This window comes from Dehalococcoidia bacterium, from assembly GCA_041649635.1.
In the GTDB taxonomy this organism is placed as follows: domain Bacteria; phylum Chloroflexota; class Dehalococcoidia; order E44-bin15; family E44-bin15; genus JAYEHL01.
Genome location: JBAZMV010000008.1, coordinates 41224 through 61200 on the forward strand (window position 1 = coordinate 41224; position 19977 = coordinate 61200).

The following is a 19977-nucleotide window of genomic DNA, read 5'->3' on the forward strand; positions in this document are numbered from 1 at the left end:
GATATTATAAACCTGAGACGGCCAGGATAACAGTCTCAGGCAAAATTCCATAAAAGAATTAATGCTAGCCTTTTAGAATCTGCAGACGCCGGGCGAAATCGAACAGGCCTTGCCTTGTGATTATCCCTGCGACCTTACCGTCGATTGAAACTGCCAGGGCTTCATCCTGGCTCCTGGCGAACTTCTCAAGTACCGAAGACGCTTCGTCCGTCGGGCGGACCGTTTGCATCTGCTCCACCGGCGTCATTATGTTCGCGACGGTGGTGAGACTCCATTGTCTCTGCGGCACTTTTCTTATCTGCCATAAAGTGAGTATCCCGGCCACCTCGTCGCCGTCCGTTACCAGATAAAGATTGTGCGGCGATCTGACAAATGCCCCTTCGACGAGGTCCATGAGGTTTACGTAGCGGGCAAGATGGGGTGCGTCCCGTATAATTACGTCCTGAGCGGTGTATCCTTTGAGGTTCTCGCGCAGCGCTGTCTGCTGGTAATTGGCCCGGGCCGCGCTGTTCAAAAGGAATCCTATGAAAATAAGCCATATACCTGAAAAGTATCCCCACAGGAAAAATATCAGCACTCCGGCCGCGATCATAGCTATCGATATCGCGCTGCCTGCGGTTGTCGCTATCCTGGTGGCCCGGGAGTAGTTGCCCGTAGTCATCCATATCACGGCGCGCAGTACGCGGCCGCCGTCGAGCGGGAAGCCGGGGATCATGTTAAACGCGGCCAGGATCAGGTTCACGAAGGACAGGTACCCCGTCAGCGCAAACAGATAATCATTCCAGCCGTTGCACAGGTATGCGATGCCGTAGAATATCCCGGCCAGCAGCAGGCTGCTTACGGGGCCGGCGATGGAGATCAACAGTTCTGTTTTTGGCTGTGCCGCCTCTTTATCAATTTGCGCTACTCCCCCGAATATGAAAAGCGTGATGCTTTTTACCGGGATGCCCTTCTTCCTGCTCACAATCGAGTGTGACAGTTCATGCACCAATACCGATCCGAACAGCAGCAGTACGATAGTAACCCCGATTGTCCAGTGATGGAATGCGTCCCAATCGGGATAGGCGCCGGGCAGGAATGAGGTGGACAGCAGTACGGCAAAGAGGATGAAGCCAAGGAACCAGCTGAAATCCACCATCACGGGGATTCCGAAGATTTTACCTATTCGAAAAGACTTGCCCAATAGTTGTCCTCGCAATTAGAGTGGAATGCTCTCATTATCATAACATAGTATCTGTATGAAGCAGGTGTCGGGATTATTGTCGGAGATCAATCGGCGCCGCTGTTTAATCTATGAGCGATAGCCCGATGAGCTTATAAGTCAACTTGGCGGCAAGGTAGGTGCAGGCGATCGGCCCTTCGCGCGGGGCCAGCTCCATGACATCGAAGCCGACGATGCGTTTCTCTTTTGCGACAAGTTTGAGCAATCGAATGACCTCGTACCAGCCCATGCCGCCGGGCTCCGGTGTGCCCACAGCGGCCATGATAGACGGATCGAACACATCGAGGTCGATAGTGATATAAACGTCGTCGGAGAGCTGTGATACTATCGCTTTCTCGTCGGCCCGGGTCAGCGGGGTTTCCTTGGCGTAGAACGGGCGCAGCTTCTTCTTCTTGATGTAATCCATGTCGTCCTGACCCATGCTGCGGATGCCTACCTGAACGATGGGGCATAGCTCGTGCACGCGGCGCATGACGCAGGCGTGGTTGAATTTGGTGTCCTCGTATTCGTCTCGCAGGTCGGAATGGGCATCGAGTTGCAGCACCGACATGTTCTTGAATCGCTCACGATATGCGCGCACCGTGCCCGCGGTCAGCGAGTGCTCCCCGCCGAGCATGACGACGAACTTGCCCTTGCCGAGCAGTTGCTTCGTCGCTTTATACACGCGTTCGACGGTCTCCTCCGGGCCCTTCATCGAAGGCACAAGCTCGGGGAGCGTATGTATGCCCAAGTCGTGTATGTAGCAGCCTAATTCGTGGTCGTACTGTTCCAGGAAATGCGAGGCGTCGATGATGGCGTTGGGTCCTTCGCGGGTGCCGGCGCGCCAGTCGACGGTGCTGTCGTAGGGGATAGGCAGCACGACTACTTTTGCGTCCTTAAGTTCGCAGTATTTTGGAGGGAACGAGAAACTGCGCCGGGGATAGAACATCTCTGTGGTCATATCGAGCTCATCGTATGGCGTATCCCGCCCGCATCGCTAGACGGCTTTGCTATGTGCCATCTCTATGGGGGCGTCCTGCAGTCCCCGGCCCAGCAGGTAAGTTTTGAACTCCGCGAGGCCGAACTTTTCTTTCATGTCCTCTATGGCCTGTTTGTCGTCGAAGTCTTTGCAGGAGAATATATCGATATTTATATACCGTCTCTCGGGGAAGGTATGTATGCTGATGTGACTCTCCGCGATAATAACGAAACCGGATACTCCCCAGTCCTCAGGCTTGGAACCGATAAAACGGAAAACACGAGGAGGAGCGACCTTCGTCATATTTATCTGGGAAGGGTATCTGTCAAGAAGCTCGTAAATCTTGTCTTCGCTTTCGAGCATCTTTCGGTCTGCTCCAAAACCGTCGATAATTAAGTGCATCTTATCGACCCCCTTTCTCTCAGATAAAAAATCCACCCCCCCTGTCCAGGAGAGAGTGGAAGTCGGCATGCCTTCAGCTTTAACTGATCTTCACTGTACCGATAACTTTGACCTCGCAACGCCTGATCCAAATGACGATACAGGAAGCCTCAGGTTGCTGTTCCGCCGCTTAGCGGCAGACATGCTCACCCTCCGGTTTCTGGCCTTTTCATTTAGGGACAATAAGTCGTCTTCGTCCACAAAAAACCAGTCCCCCTCTCCTACACCCCATCATCCATGCGTTTAAAAAACACGCACGTCATAATAGCATAATTTCTACAGCAATGCAATAGTTTCTAAGACTTCCCTATGGCAAGCTTCTATGGTTTTGCGGCCTCAACGAGGCCGCTCGGTCTATCCTCAACCGCCCCTTCTTGGGATATAGCAGGACTGCCCGCTCTCGGTCGAACCGCCGGAGCCTTGAGGAGCAAAGCCGGTGATCTGCTTGCGCGGGTTGGGCTCCGCGCACCTGGGGCATTTCAACTTGGAGCCGTCCTCTCCATAGCACTGGCGAACATCGAACTGTTTGCCGCATTTTTCGCATTTGTATTCATAGAGTGGCATAGTGACCTCCTATTATCTCCCTTGAAAGGGGGGAAACAATATCCAAACCCCCTGTGTTGGGGCGACCCTGGTGGTCGCCCCGTGGCGGGCAGGTACAAGACCTGCCCCTACATTACAGATACCAGATAGGGCGCGATTAATCACGCCCCTACGTCGATTATAAAAACTCTACGATACGCACGAACTCGCTTCCTTTTATGATGTCGGTCAAATCCCTCCTGGCTTTTTCATCCGTTATCGGCTCTACTTCGGATATAAACGAGCCGTCCTTGTCCACCTTCGATTTCCAGTTCACAATGTATCCGGCCACCTGCGCGTAGCTCGATTCGCTCTTGCCGCAGCACCAGCCGTCTGTAGCATACTCTCCGAGGAGGATCAGCACTTCCCTTCCGTTATACGGCATACTCTTCTCATCGACGGCCGTGTAGTAGCCGGAGAGGGCGTGCACCTCTTTGCCCAGTTCCGCATGGATGTAGTCGCGTATCATCGCAAAATTTCCTTTATTTGGATCTGTCATGCTGAGTGAAGCGAAGCATCTCGTCGCTGGTTGGGTGAGGGTACGAGATTCTTCAGTCGTCCTTCCACATCTCGAACTTCTTGGGAGGAGTCCTTCAGAATGACAGTAAAACATATACTCCTACCAGAAATTGACGTCGTTGACGGTCTCTTTCTTCTTCACGATTGCGGCGATCTCCTGACGCTCTGCATCGTCCCTGATCGGCTCCACGTCGGATACCGGCAGGCCTTCCTTGCTCTTCTTATTCTTCCATTTAACCACATAGCCGGGCACCAGCGCGTAGCCGCAGCCGCCGGCGCCGCAGCAGCTGTTGTCCACAACGGCGGCGCCGAAAACGTAGATAAACTCCTTATCCTTATATTTGAGCTTTATTTCCTTCTCCGGTATGTAGTACCCGGTTATGGAGCGCACTTCCTCTCCTAGCTCGGCATGTGTATATTCCTTTGGCATTTTAATTCCTCCCTTGAAGATATTTAATCATCGGCCCGGTGACCAGCGGCACCACGTCGCCGATCATGTGCGGCATCAGATTATCCATAACTTTAGGCATTAGCTCCGGCATCTGCTCGGCCATGTATTCCGGCATCGGTATGCGCTCGCCGACGCGCTTGAGCATGGTCGGCATGACCTTGGGCATCATCATCGGTAACAATCTCGGAAACAGTATCGGGAACATCGGTTTCATGAGCGGCAAAGCTCCCGGTATCTTGCCCATGGCCCGCATCATCGGCCCCATCTTGAAGGGCATGGCGTTGATAAGCTCGGGCCACATGCTGCCCATCAGGTCGGCGAAGCCCTGCGGCGTCATGAGCGCTATCATGGCCTCGAATACAGCCCATTGCTTCTGTACCTCCGGGTTCGGATCGGGGAATTTATATCCCAGGGCGGATGAGGCGAAACGCGCCAGGTCGACGACCTCGATCGGCAGATTCTTCTTATCCGCGCTGACACGCAACTGGAACTCGCAGCACGGGCACAGCGCCAGTACCTTGTCCGCGCCTACCTCTGTGGCCTCGTCCAGCCTTATCTTACCGATATCGGCGGCCACGGGCGGATCTTTTATCAGTGTCAGGACGCTGCCGCAGCAGTGGGAACACTCGTGGTGGTGCGACATCTCAACGAAATTTACGTTCGGTATGGCTTTGATGAGATCTCGCGGCGGCTCGTACACGCCGGAGACCCGCCCGATGTGGCAGGAGTCGTGCCAGGTCACGGTGCAGGGCTTGCTCCCGTTCTCGGGGAAGGCGAACTCGCCCGATTTTATCTTTTCAGCGATGACCTCGCTGTAGTGCTTCGCTGAAATGCCATAGTCGATGCCCAGCTTCTTGCACCAGGACGGGTAAGCGTGGCGCCACATCATATCGCAGGCGGGGCAGGAAGAGATAACCGTATCGGCGCCGGTGGCTTTTACCGCCTCTATGTTCTTCTTTATCGTTTCGACAAAGACGTCCCATTTGCCGGCGACTAACATGGGCGTGCCGCAGCAGTTCTCCTTCTCGCCGACGTAGGTGAAATCGACTCCGGCGGCGTCGAGCAGGCGCACGCTGGCCATGGCGATGTCGTGCTCGACGTAGCTTGCGGTGCAGCCGGCGAAATAGACATTTTTCGACTTGACGCCAGGCCCGTGCTTCGCTTTAAGATCGTCAGGGAACCATGCGGTGCGGTCCTTGCGGTAGCCGGCCCAGATATCGCCCTCTTTCTGTAGCGCCGCCGCCATCATCTCGAAGGGCGGGAAGGTCATGTTCTTCTTCTCGTCGATGAGCAGCCCGCGCAGCTTCATCCAGGATGGCTCGATGGGCAGGGACGCCGAGCAGCGCAGGTTGCACAGCTCGCAGGTCGTGCAGACGATCATCGTGTCGACCATGAACTGGTCCCACTCGGCACGGCCCTCCATGTATTCGCGCAGCCAGTACCATTTGCCGCGCGGCGACTGGCTTTCCCAGCCGCGCCCGTAGAACTGGTCGCACTCCTCGACGCAGTAGCCGCACTGGGAGCAGCCGTAGGCGTACCAGGCCACGTCGGCGGGGATGTCGCGCACGGGTTTCGTCGGCCTCTCTCCGATCTCGGGGATGACGCGGTTGCCGAGGGGGCGGATGAATGGTTCCATCACCTTGGCCAGATTCATGAAGATCCCGATGGGACCGTATGCGATAACCTTCTTCGGATTCATTATCCCGACGGGATCGATTTTCTTCTTGAATTCCCTCAGTTGCTTGAGGCGCCCCGCACCAAACACCTCCTCGGCTTTGCCGACGAAATATAACCCCGTGGCGTAAGGTCGTCCGCCGTGCCTTTCAGCTATCTTCATTATCGTCAGCGACAATCCGAAAACGAAATTATAGCTGAACTTCCTCTGGTCGCTGGGGATGAACCCAAGTATCACGACCTCGGGTTGCCCATCCTTGCCGTCACGGATGATAATGCCTTCCTTGACTATGGGCTGGGCTACCTTCTTCTCTATCTCGGCCATGACGTCGCCCATGGCCGACAGCGGTATGACCACCTCGGTGGGAACAAGGCTCGGCCCCAGCCGTTTCACTATCATAAGCTTGAAGCGGTGGTGCCATTCATGCCGCGCGATGGCCTCGCTCAGCATCTCGGCCTGGCACGGCTTGACTATTGATGCCAGCTTGTCGGTCACCTGCTGTCGGTCCTGCTCGCGGAAGGCCAGCGTTGTTATATACGCTGCGGGCAGCAGCACCCGCTCCTCGGCGGGGTGGCCGTAGTGTTCGCGGAGGGGGGCCTTGTTCTTCATCTCAGCCATGCGCGGGTTGATGAACATCATGGACCAGATGGGAAGCTTCGCATCTATTATGGCTTGTATCACCTGCTGCATGTCATGCGCATCCGGACAACCTATCGATATTATTCCCAGCTCCTCGAGCGGCTTCAGGCGAACGGTTACCTCGCTGATTAGACCGGTTGTGCCCTCGGCGTCGGCGATCAGCTTAAGGTCTTCGCCTGTGAATTCTTTTATAGCTCCGTCGGGCAGCACGACGCGGGCGCTGACAACATTATCGGGGAACCAGCCCATCTCGTATGAGCCGATGCCGGCTCCGCCCTGCGCCAGCCAGCCGCCGACTGTCGACGCAGGGTAGCTGGTGGGATACAGTCGCAGGGTCAGGCCTTGTTTGACCAACTCGCGGTCCAGCTTCTCCCAGACGACGCCCGATTGAACCGTCGCAGACCGGGCTTCCCTGTCGATTTTAATTATCTTGTTCATGCGATAGAAGTCTACGACAACACTCTTATTAACCGGCAGCACGCCGCCGTAGCCGGAGGAGGCCTTGCCGCGCGGGGTGAGCGGTATACGATTTTCGTTGGCCCAGCGCACCAGTTCGACCAGCTCCTCCTCGGTTTGAGGCTGCACCACAGCTTCGGGGACGGTATTGCCGATGAGCGGCTTTATCAGGCTGGGCATAGCGGCGATATCGTGTCCGTACAAAACACGTTCGGTCTTATTAAAGCAGGCTCTGTCGCCGAACCTGTCTTTTAAGAAGTCCTGCTGCTTCGATTTAACTTTGCCCATCTCGCAAGCCTCCTTTATGCTCTATCTATAGTTTGATGGATCCGGCCAGTGATTGCATATTCGACATCTGATCTTTAAGCACTCCCTGGACCAGGTCGCAAGCCTGGCCGATCTTGGGGCTGGCCAGGCTGTAGTAGATCGTCGTGCCGTCGCGGCGGGCGGATACTATGCCGCGCTCGCGCATTATAGCCAGATGGTGTGATATGTTTGATTGCGGCAGTTCCAGACTCGATACTAACTGCCCCACCGATTTCTCCGAGTCGCGCAGCTCGTGTAGTATCATAAGCCGCTTCGGGTCGGCCAGCGTCTTGCATATCTCGGATTGCAGTTTAAAGATATGTTTTGTCGATTCGTCCATACTTCCTTCTTAGTTGTCGAACTATCTATATATGTAGAATAATAGATATATACATAAATGTCAAGAGGATTTGTTATCAGCTAATCAACCCCCTTTATCCCCCAGTCTTTTTTATGTCATTGCCCGACTTGATCGGGCAATGACAGGAGGGACACCCCCGAGTTCCCCCGGTCCTTCCGCGGAAGGACACCTCTTTTTAAAAACGACTCGATTTTGTGGGATGTTTGAGGGGCAACTCCCGTCTTTGGTGTGGCTAATGCGCCTATTTCTACAGATATCTTTACCAGAAGTCGATGATCTTTGCAGGCTCGATATCGTTAATTGCCGCTGAGACAAACTGTCGGACTTCCTCGTCTGTAATCGGCTCGACTTCCGATACAGGCTTGCCGTCGTCGCTTTCCTTAAACTTCCATTTGACTATATAGCCGGGAACAAGGGCATAGGGGCCGCCGCCTGTAAGGTAGTGGCTGCTTTCGATTTCTACATAGCCGAGGATGCATAGCACCTCTCTATCGTCGTGTACAATCTTTAACTCTTTCTGCGGCGTGTAGTAACCGGCGATGGAATCTATCGATTTGCCGAGTTCATCGTGGATATATTCTTTATTCATAAAAAGAAGCAGGTCGATTTTCGCGGGAGTTCGGTCGGCTAATCCGGCTTTCCTTCCAAGTATCCGGTAAACAGGGTACCCGGCCCCGCGTGAACACCGAGCACCGGTCCGAGTCTGGCGATTATGATCTTCTTCCTCTCGAACAGCGAGCCGAAACGATCCGCCATCTCCCCGGCTTCACCGGGTGTGGTGTTATGGACCACAAATACGGCCTCTAATTTTGTGCCGGCTTTGACAAATTCGAACAGGCGTTCCTTGGCTTTGGCGTAGGTGCGCACCCTGCTGACGGGGAGGAACTCGCCGTCTTTCATCGTGATAAGTGGCTTCACGTTGAGCACGGAGCCTACCAGCGATTGCGCTTTGCCGATTCGCCCGCCTAGCTGCATATATTTCAATGTATCGAAAAAACCCAGATAGCGTATTTTCGGTATCAGGCTGTTTATTTCTTTCACAAGCTCAGGCATGCCTTTTCCCGCCCTTGCCCCCTCGGCGGCTCTCATCGCCAGGTAGCCGAGCGCGATTGATGTCCACAGCGAGTCGACAACTTCGATAGGACAGGAACCGCCTACCATCTGTTTCGCGCTGAAGGCTGAATCGCAGGTGCCGCTGAGTTTGCTCGATATGTGGATCGATATGATTCCGTCGGCCTCTTTGGCCAGCTTACTGTAGACATGGGCGAAGTCGTTAGGCGTGGGTTGTGAGGTGCCGGGTAGAACGGGGTCGTGCACAAGACGGTCGTAGAATTCGTCCTCACTAATGTCTATGCGATCGCGATATAGCTTATCGCCGAACCGTACGTACAGCGGCACGACGGTTATGCCAAGCTCCTCGGCTACGCCCGGCGGCAGGTCGGCCGTGCTGTCCGTAACGATCTTTACTGCCATCTGAAGCATTACTCCTTGAGAATGGTATCTTATCACATTACTTGATATAGAAGATTATATAACAAAAGAGGCCCCGAGTTACCGGAGCCTCCAAAAATATAGGCGGGCAAAATAAGCGGTCGATTGAGACCGACTCCGTTCGTTTCCAATCGTGCCTGGAAGAACGTTTCATGTATAAATGCATGTGCTGCTGCTAATCGTGTTTTGTATCCACTTCGTGCAGGGAGATCCAGCCCTTTTTCATAGCGTACATGACGGCTTCCGTGCGCGAGCTGACATTGAGCTTCTTGAAGACCTTTTTCAGCCGGCTGCGCACCGTTTGCACTTTAAGATGAAGCTCATCCGCTATTTCCTTGTTGGTTATGCCTCTTGCCGCCAGACGCAGTACGTCCATCTCCTTCTTGGTAAGAGGCTCGGTCAAACCCTTGCTGCCCGGCCTCATCGCCGCGTTGTAGCGCTCGATTACCTTGCGGGCGATCGAAGGCTGGAGCACCGATTCGCCGGAGCAGATGGCCCTGATGGTGGAAATGAGCTCCTGGCCGCGGACGGTTTTCAGCAGATACCCGGCGGCCTTGGCCTCCAGCAGAGCGAACACGTACTGGTCGTCATCGTAGGCGGTAAGTATCAGTATCGCGGTGTTGGGATATTTCTCCTTTATCTGTTTGGTGGCCTCGATGCCGTTGAGATTCGGCATCGCTATGTCCATTATCACAACGTCAGGCTTCAACTTGCCGGTCATCTGAACGGCCTGGATGCCGTCGTCGGCTTCTCCTATGACCTCCATGTCGGACTCACGCTGTATCAGCTCCCGTGTGCCCTCGCGCACCACTACGTGATCTTCAGCCAGTAGAATCTTAATCTTTGACATTTCTCTTACCTCCATGACGGGATTTGACCATTATATGCCATTATGGGTCATATTTCAACAGGTCTATTTTATCGGTAATTCAAGGCTGATTGTAGTTCCTTTATTCCGGTTCGATTTAATTGATAGAGTCGCTCCGATGAGTTGTGCGCGTTCATACATTCCTGCAATCCCTAACTTGCCGAGTTTGGTTAATCTGGAGATTTGCTTGGGTGGGGTAAATCCTTTGCCGTCATCGATTATGCTCAACGTGGCTGTTTTTCTTGTGAATTTAAGATTTACCTGTATCTGCGATGCCTGTGCGTGGCGTCCGGCGTTTGTCAGTGATTCCTGGACTATGCGGAACATGGACAGTGTTGTATCGGGGTCAAGGCTGCGCTCAGAGCCGATGATAGATGTATTTATCGGGATTCCGAATCGGTTGGACATGTCGGCCGTGAGCCACTCCAGCGCGGGCACCAGGCCCAGATCGTCCAGTACCGATGGACGCAGGTCGCGCGTGAATTGACGGACGCTTTTAAGAATCGTATCAACTTTTTGTCTCGCCGCCTCTATTTTCCTTCTGCTGTCCCTAAAATCTTCTTCCGGCTTTATTTTTAATTCGGTCAAATCGTCCATATCACGCGAGAGCGTAATCAGTTCCTGTATAGTGTCATCGTGCAACTCGCGGGCTATGCGCTTCCGTTCCTCTTCCTGCGCCCTTGTTATTTGTGTAACATAGAACTTCAGTTCCTCTTTGCTCTTCTCGAGCTTTTCCGCCCACTGTTTTCGCTCGGTGATGTCCTCTATGGTAGACTGTATTGCCGGTTGCCCTTTATATGTAATACGTTTGGCGTATGTTTCAAGCTGACGCTTCGTTCCATCTTTTCTAATCATTCTATATTCATGTCTGGGCATCATCTTTTCGCCCTGCAGCCTTCTTTTGACGCGCTCTACGTACGCCTCTCTATCTTCGGGATGAATTGTATCCAGCAATTCTTCAGGAGACATGTTATATAGCTCTTTTAGGCTGTAGCCGTTTATCTTTGCCAGACCGTTGTTGGCGAATACTATGCGACCATTTTGAAGGATGCATATGCCCTGCTCCGATTGTTCCACCAGAGTTCGGTATTTAGCCTCCGATTCCATGAGTGCCTGTTCAATGCGTTTGCGCTCGGTTATATCCCTTATTACGTTTACTATCGCTGAAGGCTTGCCTTCGGCGTCACATATCATGGCGCCTGACACCTCGGCATCGAACTCTTTTCCTTCTTTATCGACAAGCCTGTATTCGGTAGTGATGCCGATGCCTTTCTGCAATACATTGAACATATCGTTTCTGGCGCGGTCGCGATCCGTTTCAGAAATAAACAGCAGCCCGTTGCGCCCGATCGCTTCTTCTTTCTTGCTGAATCCCGAGAACCGAAGCCCGGCCTCATTCATGTCCAGAATATTTCCTTTAAGGTCGGTAACTGTGATGCCGTCTCCAATGGAATTGTATATGGCACGGAGCTTTTCCTCAGATTCTCGCAGCGCTTCCTCCATGCGCTTGCGCTCGGTGATGTCACGTATTGTATTGACTATAGCGATTGTTTCCCCCGGGCTGTTGCGAAGCACGGAACCCCTTACTTCAGCGTCGAACTCCCTGCCGTTTCTGTCAACCAGCCTGTATTCTCCGGACATCCCGACCCCGGTGGCCAGTACCTTAGCGATATCGTTGATAACCCTGTCCCGTTCGGCCTCCGCAATGAAGTTCAATGCGTCGCGATTAGTTAACTGGTCTTTGCTTTCATAGCCGAATAACCTGGCGTCTGCCGTATTCACGTCGATCAATTTACCGTTGAGGTCTATAACGGCTATGCCGTCGGCTATAGATTCGAATGTGGCGCGCAGCTTCTCTTCGGATTCTCTTAATGCTTCTTCCATCCGTTTGCGTTCGGTTATATCACGCATGACAACAAGGATATCGGTAGGATTTCCCTTGGAGTCCTTCAATAGAGCGGTGCTGAGTTCCGCCTGGAACTCTCCGTCTGGGTGGTGCTTAAATGTCCATGATCTGCCGGTAACAAGTCCTTCGCTGAAGAGTTGGATCATATCATTCATGGCAAGGTCATAGTCTTCCTCGGCCATGAAATCGAAGCCGTTCATTCCCAGAACGTCTTCTTTATTATCAAATCCGAATAGACGCAGCACGGCTTTGTTGGCGTCTTTCACTTTCCCTTCGAGGTCGGTTACTACGACGCCGTCTGCCATGGATGCGAACATCGTGCGGAGCTTCTCCTCGGAATTTCTGAGCGCCTCTTCCATCAACTTGCGCTCGGTGATATCCCGGGCGATGCCCATGACTTCCAGTTCGCCCTTTTTTCTAATCGGGAAGCTCACTGCCTCCACGGTGAACCTGCCGCCGCCCTTTCTCATAAGCTGGACTTCATAGGGATATCCGCTCCTCCCCTCTTCGATGCCTTTCAATCCCGCCATCACGTCTTCTATCTGATCCGGCGGCAGGATGCCGGTTTCCAGTATGTTATTTCCAATAATCTCGTCGCGCGAGTATCCGCTTATCTCCAGGGCTTTTTTATTGATGTCTGTAAAGCACCCCTTCATATTGTGCGCAAAAATAATATCGGGCACGTTTTCAAAAAATACTCTAAGCCTTTCTTCGCTCTCGCGCAGCTTTTCATAAGTGACGGCTAGCTCGGAAGTACGTTCCTCCACCATCTTTTCCAGGTTAGCCTTGTAGTCATTTAACTCCCCCTCGATACGTTTGCGCTCACTGATGTCCGTGATGCTTATAATTAGGCCGGTGGGCTTTCCAGGGCCGTCGCTCAATACAGTGGCGATGGCTTCTACTTCGTATTCCGCCCCGTCATTTTTTAAAGCTGTAAACTCCTGAATAACGCTCTTTCCCGCCTGGAAAGCTTCTATCATCGCTGCGATTATCCGGGGGCGGTCCTTTTCCGCGATGATACCGATCCCGTTGCGTCCTATCATTTCCTCCTTACTGTATCCACAAAGCCGGAGCCCAAAGTCATTGACCTCTACGACTTTGCCTTCCATATCGGTGACAGTGATGCCGACTCCTACGGAATTAAATATCTGCCGTATCTTCTCCTCGCTTTGCCGCAACTTCTGTTCCATTTGTTTGCGTTCTGTGATATCCCGCAGGACACTAACAAGGCCTACCGGTCTGCCCGCAGAATCGTACAACACGGTTGCTCGTGCTTCAGCAGGGAACTCTCTGCCGTCCTTGGTCAGCGAAGAGTACTCTCTCAGACCGCTGCGGCCTGTATTGAATGTGTTAAGCATGTCTTGCACGGCCCTGGCGCGGTCTCTCTCAGCCAGCAGTTCCAGCCCAAATTTTCCTATGAATTCGTCGCGATTGTATCCGGATAGCTCCAGTGCTTTCTCGTTAACATCGAGGACGTTGCCCTCAAGATCCGTGACTGACACCCCGTCATCAATAGAGTCAAAGACGCGTCGCAGTGTCTCTTCACTCTGCCGCAGCTTTTCCCCCATCTTTTTTCGCTCGGTTATATCGCGCATAACATTAACAAGGTATAGCGGATTCCATGACTCGTCCCTGATAACCGACGCACGCGCCTCGCAATCGTGCTCAGTGCCGCCCTTGCCGAGGAGGCACCATTCCGCCAGCCCGCTGTCGCCTGTTTGCAGGGTGTTCACCAGGTCTTCCATGGCCCGCTGCCGGTCTTTCTCCGCGATAAGCTCGTAGGCGTTCATGCCGATAACGTCTTCCCTGTCGAAATTGAACATACGCAGAGCAGCCTCGTTTGTGTCGATAACTTTTCCTGTAGTCAAGTCGATCACGCTTATGCCGTCGGCGATGCTTTTAAATATGACGCGGAACTTCTCCTCGCTGTGCCTGAGCGACTCCTCCGTCTTCTTGCGATCGCTGATGTCTCTGACAATTCCTATAAATCCTGTGATGTCTCCCGATTTATCGCGCAGTATGTCGGAGCTGGTTTCTCCCCAGAAAGTGCTGCCGTCCATTCGCTTAAATCTATATTGCACGCACCTTACAGGTATAGCTTCAATGACCGGAGGCCGGTTTTCTTCTACAATGAACGTCAGTCCGCTCATTCCCAATACTTCCTCTTTGCTTTTACAGCCGAAGAGTTTCAATGCAGCATCATTCAAATCGATTATATTGCCGTTTAAATCTACAACAGTGATGGAATCGCCGATAGATTCGAAGACGGCGCGCAGCTTCTCCTCGCTCTGGCGCAGAGCGTCCTCCGTTTTCCTGCGTTCCGTTATGTCGCGAGCGATGGCGATAATCTCCGTCTCGTTATGTTGCAGTATGGGTAGCGCTCTTGCTTCAACAAAGATGCGGGTGCCGTTCTTGGCTACGATTTCATATGGCGTAGGGGTTGTTATCTGTCCCTGTTCGAAGGACTTAATCCTTCTTTCCGCCTTATCGAGCGACTCCGGAGTGAATATATTTGACTCCCTGAATGTCTTTCCCGAGAGTTCTTTTCCCGTATATCCCAGCAATTCCTCCGCTCGTCTATTCACCGAGATAAATCTTCCAACGCTGTCATAAGAGAATATTATATCCGGCGCGTTGTCTATAAGCGCAGTGAGCCGCTGCTGGCTGGCACGGAGCTCCTGCTCCATGCGCTTGCGCTCGGTGATGTCGGTAGTGATTACTCCCAGGCCGTTTTCTATCTTGAATACCTTTATCGAGAGGTACATATCACCGAACCTGGTATGGGGTTGAAATTCATCGATATAGACAGGTTCGCCGGTCTTAAGCACATTAAGGTATCTCTCATACCGTCCTGATTCGACGCTTCCCGGTATAAGCTCCGTGAAATGCTTGCCGATGATATCGGCCCTTGTCGTCCCGGCAGGATAATACTTCTCCAGCGTGATATCGTTGATGTAAACCATTTTCATATTGGAATCCCAAATGCTGAAAGAATCAGTCGCCGAGTCGAAGAATACCTTGAATGTGTCGTAACCTACTGGAAGCGTCCTGAACTCGTCGCCCCGCGACGTCTCAAGCTCTGCGATGCGCCTGCGTGCTTGAGACAGCTCCTCCGCAAGTTGTTCTCTGGATTTGTTATTATCACCCATAGTGCACCTCGATGATCGTGAAAATATGCCTGTTTCGATTCAATTATGCCCGAGCCGATTACTACCAAATGGCGAGGTTGTTGAATCAAGAGGTCTCGGTGGGTAGTATTGTACAATAAAACGTTGCTACAGCATAGCGGATATTTAGTACTATGCGACGTTAAACCAGCATTCGCCGCAGTTCGAACAGCGCGTGGTAGACGGCGCGGCGTTTGACCTGGTGCCGCAGGGGCGGGTAGCGGCCGTCGATCGACCTGGTTTCTTTACCGTTGTCGATAGCGATAAACACTGTGCCCGCGGCTTTGCCCTCCATCTCCGACGGGCCGGCTACGCCGGTTATGCCAATACCTATGTCAGCCTTGAGTCGTTCTCTTGCAGCTTGCGCCATGCCGGCGGCGACCTCCCGGCTCACCGCTCCGTGGCGCTCGATAAGGTCGGGGTCGACCCCGTTAGCTATCTTGGCTTCGTTGGTGTAGGTGACGAAGCCGCCCTTGAAATATTCCGAACTGCCTGGAATGTCGGTGATGATATTCGCCAGCAAACCCCCGGTGCATGACTCCATCGTCGCCAGCGTCAGCCCTTTCTCGCGCAGCAGCCCGCCGACGATCCCCTCCAGCGTTTCGTTATCGTATCCCCAGATGATGTCGCCTATGAGCGGGCGCACTTTATCCTCGTGTTTCGATATCATGACACGCGCTTCATCCTCCGAGGCGGCCTTGGCGGTGATGCGCAGGTGTATGCCGTCGGGTTTGGCGTAGATGCCGATGGAGGGGTTCACCGATGAGAGAATCGGGGCGAGTTTCTCGGAGACTCTCGATTCCGTGTCGGTTAGCGTCTTTATAGTTCTGGAGATGATGACATCGGTCTGGACGAGGTCGCGCAGCTTAGGAAAGACCTCGTTCTCCCACATGCGCTGCATCTCGGCGGGAGGGCCGGGCATGGTAATTAAAAGATGGGGGATTGTCCTGGCGTCTGAGTTCAACCCCCTTGATCCCCCAGTCTTGGGGGGGTTATTTTTAAAATGAGGGACACCCTCAAACTCCCGGTCCTTCCCTTCTGGGAAGGACACCTCTTTATCACGATTAGCCTTCTCCACCCACCAGCCGGGGGCGCTGCCCCGGGGGTTGGGGATGGCGCGCGCCGAGGGGATCAGCATCGCTTGTTTAAGATTGTTCTCCGGCATAACGAAATTGCGGCGGGTGAAGAACTCGCGCAGGCGCTGCTCAAGCTCGGGGTCGACTGCGGGTACTTCGTCGAACAAGGCCGCTATGGCCTCGCGCGTCAGGTCGTCCTCGGTGGGTCCCAAGCCGCCCGTCGTAATCACGATGTCGGATCTGTCCCAGGCGCGTGCGATGCATTCTTTCAAACGTCCCAGGTTGTCGCCGACCTGTGTGACCCAGAGCAGGTCGATTCCCAGCAGGGGAAGCTGCGAGGCCAGGTAGGAGGCGTTGGTGTCCGTTATCTCGCCCAGGAGCAGCTCGGTGCCGATTGAGATTATCTCGGCTTTCATGGCTCCTTGAGCGATATCCTCGTTCCGTAAATATCGTCATTGCCGTTGCGCTTGTCCTCCCACACGACCATATCGCCCGATATGTTCGGCAGGGTCTGATCGGCGGGCGCGGTGCATATGGGGAACTCGACGCCGGTGTCCATGTTGTAACCGTAGATGTCCCAGTTGCCGTTGCGCTTATCCTGCCACACTACGAAGCTGCCGGAGACGGCGGGATTGCGCTGCTCGAAGGCGTCGGCGCAGATAAGAGTCTCGATTTTAGAGGTGATGTCGTACGCATAGATGTCGATGTTGCCGTTGCGGTCGTCCTCCCACACGATGATGTTTCCGCCTATATACGGGTTTTGCTGATCGGAGAGGTTGGTAACGTAGGGGAATATCGCGTCGTTAGGGGTGGTGATCGTCAGGTCGCGGGCGAAGATGTCCGGGTTGCCGTTGCGATAGTCGATCCAGATGACTATATTGCCGGATACGCCGGGCGAAACCTGCCGGTGCGCGTTATCGCAAACGATGAACTCCTCTCCGGCCTCGATGTCGAATCCCATGATATCCATGTCCCACTTGTCGTAATAGCGGTCGTCCTCCCAGACCACGGTCTGGCCGTCGGTGGCGGGATTGATCTGGTTCGCGCTCGTGGTGCAGACAACGAATTCGGTCTGCGTCGCAAGGTCGTAGCCGTAGATATCGCTATTGCCGCCGCGCTCATCGCGCCAGACGATCGTGTCGCCCGAGATGACTGGAGAATCCTGGTCGTAAGAGTTTGTGCAGATGGGGAACTCGTCGTCGGTTGCCAGGTCGTGTCCGTAGATATCCCTGTTGCCCTCGCTCTCGTCGGCCCACACGACGATGTCGCCCGAGACGCCGGGGCTGTAACGGTGCACGGGGTTGATGGGGAATTCATCAGTAATGTACTGCTTTTCGACAACTGTTTCCGTAGTAGTGCTGCAGCCTATGGCGGAGATAACTGTGGATATCAGGAGAAACAGCGAAAAGAATTTGACCCAGCGATTGTTCATGGCTCGCCTCCTGTACGGTGGTTGGATGATTATAACAGTTTTGCCGGGTTAGTTAAACGTCCGGGGGTGCGATTGAGGCTGGTCAACCCCCGGTATCCCCCAGTCTTGGGGGAGTTTAAAAAAAAGATAGGGGACACCCCTAAGACCCCGGCAGGAGGAATCTCTCCTGCACCTCTTTAGATTATCGCTTTTTATCGATATCCCTGCTTATAGTATCTCCCGGCTTTACTATCCCGCCGCGGATCACTTTGCCGAAGATGCCCTCGGTGGGCATGACGCATGTGCCGGCCTGGCGGTAGATGGCGCACTTGGTGTGGCATTCCTTGCCGATCTGTGTTATTTCAAGGACGACTTCTTTACCGATCGATAGTTTCGAACCGATCGGCAGGGATACAAGTTCGATGCCCTCCGTCGTGAGGTTCTCGGCGAAGCTGCCCGGGCCGACTTTCAATCCCATAGCCCGCATCTTATCTATGCTCTCGATGGCCAGCAGGCTAACCTGGCGGTGCGTGCAGCAGTCGGCGTGCGCGTCGCCTATGAGACCGCCGTCGGCGATCTCGCATTTGGCGACGACCTTCTTGCGCGTTCCCTTTTTCTCGCTCTTGCAGACAGCTACTATCTTGGACATATATTCCTCTTGTTCAGAATTATCAACCCCCTGTTATCCCCCATTCTTGGGGGGATTTTAAAAGAAACAGGGGACACCCCTGTACAACCCCGGCAGGAGAATATCTCCTGCACCTCTTTTAAGAGCCTGTCATTGCGAGGAGGCGAAGGCGACGCGGCAATCTCGTCGGCATTCAACCCCCTGTATCCATATATTGGTCACCGGGTAAGGGCTTGATTAATCAAGCCCCTACGGCCACCAAAGGCTCCCTGCAGGAGAAAAATCTCCTGCCCCTCTTTTCCTAGAAGCACTATTCAATTTATCAGGTTGGCTACGGATTATCAAACGTCAGCCGCGCGCCGTATATGTCGTATGTATTCGGCAGTTCATTCCTGTCGTCTTCCCATACGACGATGTTCTCATAGATGGCCGGGTTCTGTTGCTGTCCGGGGTCGGTACATATCGCGAACTCCTCGCCTGTTTCCAGATTGTATCCGTAAATATCGCCGTTGTCGTTGCGATAATCCGACCAGACGACTACATTACCATAGATAACAGGCGTTCCCATGGCGTCATGACTGGTCGTTAATGCGGTTTTGGTTTGAGTGGTAAGATTGTAGCTGTAAATGACACAAAGCCCTTCATTGCATTCGCTCCAAACCATGGTATCGCCGTATATGTCTGCGCTCGGCAGATCCTGCATGATTTCGTCATCCGTGATCGCGAATTCCAGAAGCGAGGATAGATTGCAGCCGTATATTTCCGTGTTTAAAACGGGTTGAGGTTGCTGATGCAGTGTACTAAAATCCACCTTGCGGAAGTCCAGCCAGGTAACTAAATCGCCGTAAACTGAGGGGAACATCTTCATCGATTGATATGTGCTGACAGGGAAAACCTCGCCGGCGCTTAAATGGCATCCGTATATATAAGTTACATAATCAGTGTCTGCTCGATATTCCATCCATACCACCGTATCGCCTGAGATTGAGGGTGCCCCTTGACTATCGGGCTCGTTACATATAATGAACTCACTCTCTGTTGATAGGTTGTATCCATAGATATCAGAGTTGGATGTATCCGAGTAATCATTGCGGCCGTCAGTCCAAACGACGATATCCCCATCAATATCAAGGCTGCCTTGATAGCTATCTTCTGTACAGATAGGGAGTTCAACGCCATTGTTAAGGTTGTATCCGTATATATCGCCATTATCAAACAAATCTTCGTCTTCATTACGGTAGTCTGTCCAGACGACAATGTTGCCCGATATGCTCGGGAATATCTGGTTACCGCCGGCGTTGCAGACAACGAATTCCTCAGCTACATAGGGTGTGGCGATTGCTTTGTTTCCGCATCCGATGGTCGTCAGAACGGTCGAAAGAAGGAAGAGAATGCTTAGAGAATAAACTGTTCTCCTTTTCATCAGCGCCTCCTTTTGCTACTCCTCAAACGTCAGCCGCGCTCCGTAGATATCGTCGTTGCCGTTGCGGCTGTCTGTCCAGACAACGATGTTATTAGACACGGCTGGTAATTCCTGTCCGGATGGGTTGAGGCAAATGGGAAACTTGATACCATCGGATAGGTTGCAGCCGTAGATATCGGTTGCATACCAGTAGTTGTTGCAATTCTCCTTCCATACTACGATGTTGCCGGAAATTGCGGGGCTCGATTGGCAGTAAGAATCGGCGCAGACGGGGAACTCAATACCGGAAGATAGATTATATCCGTAGATATCGTTGTCCTCATAGATTTCTTTACGGCAGTCCGTCCATACGATGATGTCGCCATCGATCGCCGGGTTCAGTTGGTCGTCCTCATAG

General features: G+C 53.2%; 17 protein-coding genes. All 17 read right to left on the minus strand.

The window, feature by feature from the left end; translation table 11 throughout:
- Positions 1-64 precede the first annotated feature (64 nt).
- Positions 65-1183, minus strand: a complete 1119-nt coding sequence (locus WC562_09690; GenBank protein MFA5056419.1) for a site-2 protease family protein — start codon at positions 1181-1183, stop codon at positions 65-67.
- Positions 1184-1286: 103 nt separating this feature from the next.
- Complete coding sequence (gene speB, locus WC562_09695) at positions 1287-2162, minus strand: agmatinase (GenBank protein MFA5056420.1); 876 nt, start codon at positions 2160-2162, stop codon at positions 1287-1289.
- Between the two features lie 36 nt (positions 2163-2198).
- A complete protein-coding gene (gene speD / locus WC562_09700; protein ID MFA5056421.1) occupies positions 2199-2651 on the minus strand; it encodes an adenosylmethionine decarboxylase in 453 nt (150 codons plus the stop codon).
- 330 nt (positions 2652-2981) lie between these two features.
- Positions 2982-3185: a zinc ribbon domain-containing protein gene (locus tag WC562_09705; protein ID MFA5056422.1), complete on the minus strand. Its 204-nt coding sequence runs from the start codon at positions 3183-3185 to the stop codon at positions 2982-2984.
- A 157-nt stretch (positions 3186-3342) separates the two neighbouring features.
- Positions 3343-3672 carry a hypothetical protein gene (locus tag WC562_09710; GenBank protein MFA5056423.1) on the minus strand — a complete coding sequence of 110 codons (330 nt, stop codon included), beginning with the start codon at positions 3670-3672 and terminating at the stop codon, positions 3343-3345.
- A gap of 150 nt (positions 3673-3822) precedes the next feature.
- Positions 3823-4152 (minus strand): hypothetical protein, encoded by a 330-nt coding sequence (locus WC562_09715; protein MFA5056424.1) that lies wholly within the window; start codon positions 4150-4152, stop codon positions 3823-3825.
- 1 nt (position 4153) lies between these two features.
- Complete coding sequence (locus WC562_09720; GenBank protein MFA5056425.1) at positions 4154-7231, minus strand: FAD-binding and (Fe-S)-binding domain-containing protein; 3078 nt, start codon at positions 7229-7231, stop codon at positions 4154-4156.
- 25 nt (positions 7232-7256) lie between these two features.
- A complete protein-coding gene (locus tag WC562_09725) occupies positions 7257-7589 on the minus strand; it encodes a metalloregulator ArsR/SmtB family transcription factor (protein MFA5056426.1) in 333 nt (110 codons plus the stop codon).
- Between the two features lie 280 nt (positions 7590-7869).
- Positions 7870-8199, minus strand: a complete 330-nt coding sequence (locus tag WC562_09730) for a hypothetical protein (protein MFA5056427.1) — start codon at positions 8197-8199, stop codon at positions 7870-7872.
- 38 nt (positions 8200-8237) lie between these two features.
- A complete protein-coding gene (locus WC562_09735) occupies positions 8238-9083 on the minus strand; it encodes a DegV family protein (protein ID MFA5056428.1) in 846 nt (281 codons plus the stop codon).
- A 193-nt stretch (positions 9084-9276) separates the two neighbouring features.
- On the minus strand, positions 9277-9966 hold the full coding sequence (locus WC562_09740) for a response regulator transcription factor (protein ID MFA5056429.1): 690 nt from the start codon (positions 9964-9966) through the stop codon (positions 9277-9279).
- Positions 9967-10014: 48 nt separating this feature from the next.
- The gene (locus WC562_09745) at positions 10015-15024 is read right to left on the minus strand and encodes a PAS domain S-box protein (protein MFA5056430.1); all 5010 of its coding nucleotides are present in this window, start codon (positions 15022-15024) and stop codon (positions 10015-10017) included.
- Positions 15025-15184: 160 nt separating this feature from the next.
- Entirely contained in the window at positions 15185-16534 is a 1350-nt protein-coding gene (locus WC562_09750; protein ID MFA5056431.1) for a competence/damage-inducible protein A, read from the minus strand.
- Positions 16531-17550, minus strand: coding sequence for a hypothetical protein (locus tag WC562_09755; GenBank protein ID MFA5056432.1), 1020 nt, complete (start codon positions 17548-17550; stop codon positions 16531-16533). The genes WC562_09750 and WC562_09755 overlap by 4 nt, the downstream gene beginning before the upstream one ends.
- A gap of 181 nt (positions 17551-17731) precedes the next feature.
- Positions 17732-18178 carry an MOSC domain-containing protein gene (locus tag WC562_09760; GenBank protein MFA5056433.1) on the minus strand — a complete coding sequence of 149 codons (447 nt, stop codon included), beginning with the start codon at positions 18176-18178 and terminating at the stop codon, positions 17732-17734.
- Positions 18179-18488: 310 nt separating this feature from the next.
- Positions 18489-19580 carry a hypothetical protein gene (locus WC562_09765; GenBank protein ID MFA5056434.1) on the minus strand — a complete coding sequence of 364 codons (1092 nt, stop codon included), beginning with the start codon at positions 19578-19580 and terminating at the stop codon, positions 18489-18491.
- 15 nt (positions 19581-19595) lie between these two features.
- The coding region (locus tag WC562_09770; protein MFA5056435.1) for a cell surface protein at positions 19596-19977 on the minus strand (382 nt) is incomplete at its 5' end.